This is a genomic window from Mycolicibacterium vinylchloridicum (assembly GCF_013404075.1).
Classification (GTDB): Bacteria; Actinomycetota; Actinomycetes; order Mycobacteriales; family Mycobacteriaceae; genus Mycobacterium; species Mycobacterium vinylchloridicum.
This window is the reverse complement of the sequence record NZ_JACBJQ010000109.1, coordinates 1-6,837: the sequence shown is the minus strand read 5'-3', so window position 1 is coordinate 6,837 and position 6,837 is coordinate 1. Positions and strand designations below refer to the sequence as shown.

At 69.7% G+C, this 6,837-nt stretch carries 3 protein-coding genes; all 3 read left to right on the top strand.

The window, feature by feature from the left end; all coding sequences use genetic code 11:
• The first annotated feature begins 410 nt into the window (after nt 1-410).
• Complete coding sequence (locus HPC46_RS33275; RefSeq protein WP_179476273.1) at nt 411-1,865, top strand: hypothetical protein; 1,455 nt, start codon at nt 411-413, stop codon at nt 1,863-1,865.
• A gap of 577 nt (nt 1,866-2,442) precedes the next feature.
• Entirely contained in the window at nt 2,443-3,555 is a 1,113-nt protein-coding gene (locus HPC46_RS33270; protein WP_179476272.1) for a hypothetical protein, read from the top strand.
• Between the two features lie 375 nt (nt 3,556-3,930).
• The coding region (locus HPC46_RS33265) for a PGRS repeat-containing protein (protein WP_407665607.1) at nt 3,931-6,837 on the top strand (2,907 nt) is incomplete at its 3' end.

Sequence of the window (6,837 nt, the reverse complement as noted above, 5' to 3'; positions counted from 1 at the left end):
TGGCTCAGCCCTTGTTCCACGACAGCAGTGATGACCAAACGCGCCTTCGACACACGCCGACGGTGCGGGCCGCACCTATTCCAATGTCCTGAGACACGCCATTCCTATGTCCTGGAACCACACACTGCCGGGGGCACCGAAGTTCGCCACCCCAGGCCGCTACCCGCCGAGCAACGTCCTCGGCGTCGCGGCCACAATGGTCCGATATGCGGTCCCGTATCCCCGACAGGCGGCTCAATCCCTTGTGCGGCAACGCTGCGACCCGCGGCGCGCAACGGATTTGAGGTCGTTAGGACCTCCACGGCCAGCTAAGAATCACCGACAATTATCCATTGGAAGACTGTCAGTTACCCACGATTGTCCGGTACGGTCCAAACCAGCAAAGACACATTCGAAGCAACGGAGATGTCGTGGGGCGGGTTCGTAACGGGCGTAACGCTGCGCTTGGCGCGCTGGTCGCCAGTGCGCTCGCCGCCGGTGTATTCACCCCCACCCCGTCCGCCAACGCCACGTGCATGTCGGCCTTCGGTTTGAACAATGGTGGTGGTTGCACAAGCAACCTGACCACGCTCGCGATCGCGATCGGTAACGGCGCCACCGCAAATGCCGGCAACGCACTCTTCGGCGGTGCCATCGCGATCGGCGATGGCGCCAACGTTCTCACCAATATCGCGGCGTTCACCTTTGGCGGAGCCTTCGGCAATGGGGCGTCCTCGGCGACACTCGGGACCCTGTTCGGAATCAACCTGCAATTCGGGGCCGGCACCGCGTCGACTCTGGGCGGCATGCTCAATTTCGTCCTCGGTGCCAGCACCACAGGGGCGACATCGACCGGCGCCGTCGGCCTCGGCAATGTCGCGATTCAACTCGGGCCAGGTACGACGACGACGGTCGGCGGCTTCAACCTCGCCGTGGGTCTGCCGGGTGGAACGGGCACTCAGACGACAGGTGCCGCCGGCCTGGGCAATCTCTCCCTGCAGATCGGGCCGGGCACGGTAACCACCGTCGGCCTGCTCAACCTCGCCTTTAGCATCCTGCAAAGCGGCACGGGCCTGCAAACCACTGCGGCCGGCGGCCTCGGCGCCTGGGCTCTCAACTTCTTTGGTGACGCAGGAAGTGTGTTAGCCCAAGGCCTCTTCACCACCGCCGCAAACCTTCTGGGCACCAACACCGTTGAGGTGCAGGGACTGTTCAGTGTGGCCGCAAACCTCATCGGAACCGGCAATGTGGTCCAGCTGGTGTCTCAGACCGGCTTCCCGGCGCTATTCAGCTCCGTGGTGAACTCGTTTGGCATCGACAACGTGCTGAACGCTCTGAACGGCCCGTTCTCGTTCATGACGTCGTTCGGTCAAGAGGCTCAGACGCTGTTCCTGAAGGGCCCCGGGATAAATTTCAACAACTTCCACCTGTCCCGGTTCACCCTGCCCGAATTCCAGCTGCCCGCCGGGGGCAGCAGCTCGACCGCCGGGGGCAACAGCTCGACCGGCGAGGGCGACAGCTCGACCGGCGGAGGCAACGAAACGACCGAAGGCGTCGGGGGCAGCGGACGCCACGCAGCGTCCCTGCGCACCACGGCGGCGGCCACGCCCGCCTCGGCCGCCGTCGACAACACCTCAACGACGACGTCCATCGACACCGACGTCACCACGACCACCAGCGCTGACAACGGGGCCGCGTCGGACACTGCCACCGGTGGACGCCACCGGAAGCCAGAGACGGTGGGCGATTCCGGGGAGAGCCGACCTTCGACGAGCACCGCAACAGGCGGACGCCATCGGAAAGCGGAGTCGTCGAGCGGCTCGGGCGAAAGCGGCACGAATTCGACAGCCAAGAGTGGCGGCGGCGGAAAGCACCGCAAGCAGTAGTGCACGGCCGGCCAGGGCCAGCAATGCGCAGGCGAAGAGGTCCTACGCAGCTCGTCCGTGACCCGAACTTTCCGAGACGTAAATTTCTGGGAAGAGGTGTCGGGTTACCAAATCCACGTTGGTGCGCGGGGAACATGGGGCACCTCCCGCGGTCGCCAGAGCAGACCACGCCGGGCTACCAAACCGCGCAGCGTCCGACACAAACCGAATCATTTAAGTGTGGCAAATACCTGTGCCTTCATCGGCCGTATCGGCACACTGCCCAATTCGGGTGATGCCCACGCACACAACGACAGTCGACCAACTAAGCGTTCTGTACATGGATGTGGCGCCCACGGCGCGCAGTTCCGACACCTGAGATGCCGTGTCTATTGGGACTTGAACTGGCTTTATCTAGCAAATCAGACCTGGAATCGACCGCCGGACACCCTGGCCGCCGACATCGCCGCGTGGGGCTGGCGTGGCGCGCGCTGTCCGCCCATTGGGAGTGCATAGTTCAATATCCTCCGGAAAGGCTGTAAGCTCCGAACGCGTCGGGTACGGTCCAATTCAGCAAAGACGTCGAGAGTCGCAGGGCATGTCGAAGAGTCAGGTTCGCGCTAGGAGCGGTGTGGTCGTTGCCGCTTTAGTGTCCGGCGCACTCGCCGCGAGCGCCCTCGGCGATGCTCCAGCCGCGAACGCAACCTGTATCTCTGCCTTCGGTATCGGCAACGGAGGCGGCTGCACCAGCAACCTGACGAGTGTCGCGATCGCGATCGGCACCGGTGCAGTCGCCAACGCCGGCAACGGGTTCCTCAGCACCGCGATGTCGTTCGGCACCAACGCGGCTTCCGTGACGACGTTCGGCATCATGAGCTTCGCGGTGGCTGTCGGCGACGACGCAAGGGCATCGGTGCTCCCCGGCGTCCTCAATGTCGTCTTGCAACAAGGGGCAGGCAGCTCTGCAGCGATGGGCGCCCTCAACCTTGTAATCGGCATCATGAACAGTGCCAACGGAACACAGTCAGCTGGAGTGGCCGGCGTTGGCAACATCGCCTTCCAGCTCGGACCGGGCACCATGACCAATATCGGCAGCCTCAACCTCACCATTGCCAGCGGGGTCGGCGGCGACGGCAGCAAGGCCACCAGCAGCGGCGGGTTCGGCAACCTGTCACTCAACATCGGTGACGCGGGCACCGTGCTCACCCAGGGCTTCTTCAACTCCGCCACGAACATGCTGGGCGACAGCATCGTCAAGGCGCAGGGCATCTTGACCGCCGCCGGGAATCTTCTGGGCAACGGCAACATCATTACCTCGCAGGGCCCGTACCCCAACACCACATTGAGCCTGGCGTTCAATCTCTTCGGCGACAACAACACTGTCACGGCCGGGTTGGGCCCGTTCGCGATCGCCGGGGCGATTGCTCAGAACCTGCGCACCATCACCCGATCGCTGCCGGGCATCAATATCAACGGCAGCACCGCCGGCGGGGCGGCCGCGGTGGCGAGCAGCAAGAAGGTCTCCAGCGCCGCCGCGTTGCGCACCAACAGCACCGAAACAACTGCCCCGACCGCGTCGTCCGGCTCTGGCACAACCAGTACCGCATCGGCTGCTCGCGGCGTCGGCCACAAAAAGCCCGCCGCGTCGTCAAAGTCCGCCGGTAGCGGCAGTAAGTCCGGTTCCGGCACCGGGGGTAAGAAACCCCGCTAGCACCCGCTGGTGACCTCCCGGTCGGCGGCTGCAGCGCCTCGCCATCAGTGCCCGATTGCGGGCCTCCGGCACCACATCACCTGTTCTGCACCGTCGACCGAGCGCCGAAACCTTCGCCTATAACGCGCTGATGGCAAGTAATCAGATGTAGTTACGAAAAATAACTATTCTGGACTCTGTGGGTCGAAAATGCGAATCGGAAGTACGCGCCCATCAATTGGAGAATTCGTTCTACCTGGCGCATCTGCCCAGCTAAATTGGTGAACAGAATTCAGTCTTTGTCTAGCGACACACTCAATGTGTGGACAGCGGCCAGATTGCCATTGAAATTGCTAGAGTTAACAACCTGTAGCTGTATTGGTCTGGGGGCAAACTATGGCTGTTAGGCATCGGGCGGCGCGCCGCAACAGTTCGAAAGCGGTCCGCCGCCGTTCCCGCACCCCACACAGCAAGATCTCGCTATGGCTCGGGACAGGCGCGGTCGCCGTCGGCTTCTGCGCATCGCTGGGCGCCGCTGCCGGCGTCGCCCACGCCGACTCAGCCCACGGCGAAACCTCGAGCCACCGCGACACCGGCTCCAAGACGGCCGCTAGTGGTCGACGGAACACGTCATCGGCCGTTCCTGGTTCGACGGATGACGCGGCCGGCTCGAAACGCGTCGCGCACTTCCCGGTCAAAGCGCTTCCACGCCCGCACGTGTCGGCCGCACCGGCGCCGGCAGTCCCCTCCGCCGACGCCCTGACACATGTGTTCTCCGCAGCCACCGCCAATGCTTCGCGGCGAGCGAGCGCGTCGGCGACCGTCGATCCCATCACGATCCTGACCGGCCGACCGCTGGTCGGTAACGGCGCAGACGGCACCGCAGACAGCCCCGACGGCAAGCCCGGCGGCTGGCTCTTCGGCAACGGCGGCGACGGATGGTCGGCACCTAGCGGCTCCGGACTGGCAGGCGGCAACGGCGGTCTGGCCGGAGTGGTCGGTAACGGCGGCAAGGGTGGCGCCGGTGGTGCCGGTAGTTCCGGCGGAAACGGCGGAAACGGCGGCTCAGCCCTCTGGTTCGGTTCCGGTGGGGTGGGCGGCGCCGGCGGGGCCGCCACCGTCTCCGGTCAGGCCGGCGGCAACGGCGGGGCCGGCGGCCAGGGCGGACTGATCGGCGGCGGCAACAGCGGCAATGGCGGGGCCGGCGGGGCCGGCCTCGGCAGCGGTAACGGAGGCAACGGCGGAGACGGCGGAGCCGGCGGTTATCTGAACCTGCCGGGCAACGGCGGAGATGGCGGCAACAGCGACACCGGCACCGGCGGCACCGGCGGCACCGGCGGCGGCGGCGTCCTGTTCGGCGGGACCGGCGGCAAGGGCGGCACCGGCGGAACTGGCGGCACCGGCGGCACCGGCGGCGTCGCGAACAGCTTCGGATTCGGAAGCACCGTCGGTGGTGCCGGCGGTCAGGGCGGCACCGGCACGATCGGAGCAGGTGGCGACGGCGGAACCGGCGGCGCCGCGATCTTGGGCCCCTACGACTTCACGCTCAACAGCACGGTGCCGGTGCCGGTCGGTAACGCTACCGGCGCCGCCGGCGGTCAGGGCGGCGCTGGCGCCACCGTCGGCGGGGCCGGCGGCGACGGCGGGATGGCCTACAACTACCTCGCCACCGGAGCTGCCACCGGTGGTGCCGGTGGTAGCGGCGGAGCCAGCGCGGGAGTGGGCCTCGCCGGAGGCAGCGGCGGAGCGGGTGGATCAGCTCACGGCGTCAGCGGCACTGCCGGGGATGGCGGGGATGGCGGCGCAGGCGCGGACGGAGACGCCGGGACTGCGGGAACAGACTCCACGACCACCCCCACCGCCGGCGGTCAGGGCGGCGCAGGCGGCAACGGCGGCGCAGGCGGCAAGGGCGGCAACGGCAGCGGCGGGGTCGTCGGCGGCAAGGGCGGCAACGGCGGCGCGGGTGGCAAAGGTGGTGGCGGCGGCAACGGCGGCTCCAACACCGGTACCTCCGGCGGCAACGGCGCGGCGGGCGGTCAAGGCGGCACCGGCGGCGCCGGTGGGGCAGCCGGGGCCGGCGGCAGCAATGGCGGCGCGAGCGGCAGCATGGGGCTGGGCGGAGCCGGCGGCCTCGGCGGCAACGGCGGCAACGGCGGCGCGGGCACCACCGGCGCGAGCGGTACATCGGCGACTGCGGGCGGCGCAGGCGGCAACGGCGGTGATGCCGGGCAAGGTGGCACCGGCGGCGCAGGTGGCGGCCAGGGCGGCAACGGCGGTATCGGCGGCCTGGCCGGCAACGGCGGGGCCGGCGGCACCAACACGGGCACCACCGGCGGCGCCGGAGGCGACGGCGGCCAGGGCGGCACCGGCGGCAACGCCGGCGCCGCAGGCCTCGGCGGCTCGGGCGGCGGCGCGAACGGCAGCATCGGCAGCGCCGGCAACGGCGGTGTCGGCGGCACCGGCGGGGGCGGTGGTACCGGAACGACGGGCGCGGGCAGCACGACCGCGGCCGCAGGCGGTACCGGCGGCACGGGTGGTTCGGGCGGCGCCGGGGGCCAAGGTGGCACGGGTGGCTCAGGAATCGCCGGGGTCGGTGGCGGGACCGGCGGCCAGGGCGGCGTCGGCGGGGTGGCCGGCACCGGCGGCAATGGCGGCGCCAACACCGGCGTCCTCGGCGGCGCCGGTGGCGGCGGCGGTCAGGGCGGCACCGGCGGCAACGCCGGCGCGGCCGGAGCCGCTGGAGCGAACGGTGGCACAGCGGGCACCGTCGGAAGCGCCGGAGCGGGCGGCACCGGCGGCAACGGCGGCGCGGGCGGTACCGGAACGGCGGGCGCGGGCAGCACGACGGCGGCCGCAGGCGGCACCGGCGGCAAGGGTGGTTCGGGCGGCGTGGGCGGCCAAGGCGGCACCGGCGGCAACGGCGGTACCGGCACCGGCGGCGCCGGCGGGAAGGGCGGTATCGGTGGCGTGGCCGGCGACGGCGGCGCGGGCGGCGCCAACACCGGCGTCCTCGGCGGCGCCGGCGGCGGTGGCGGCCAGGGCGGCACCGGCGGCAACGCCGGTGCCGCGGGCAACGGCGGCGCGGGCACCGCAGGCACCGGAACGGCTGGCAGCGTCGGGAGTGCCGGCAATGGCGGCAGCGGCGGCACCGGCGGCGCGGGTGGTACCGGTACCGCGGGCACGGGCAGCACGACGGCCGCCGCAGGCGGCACCGGCGGCAGCGGCGGGGCCGGCGGGGCGGGCGGGGCAGGCGGCGCCGGCGGCAACGGCATCGGCGGGGTCGGCGGCGCCGCCTGCCCCGCC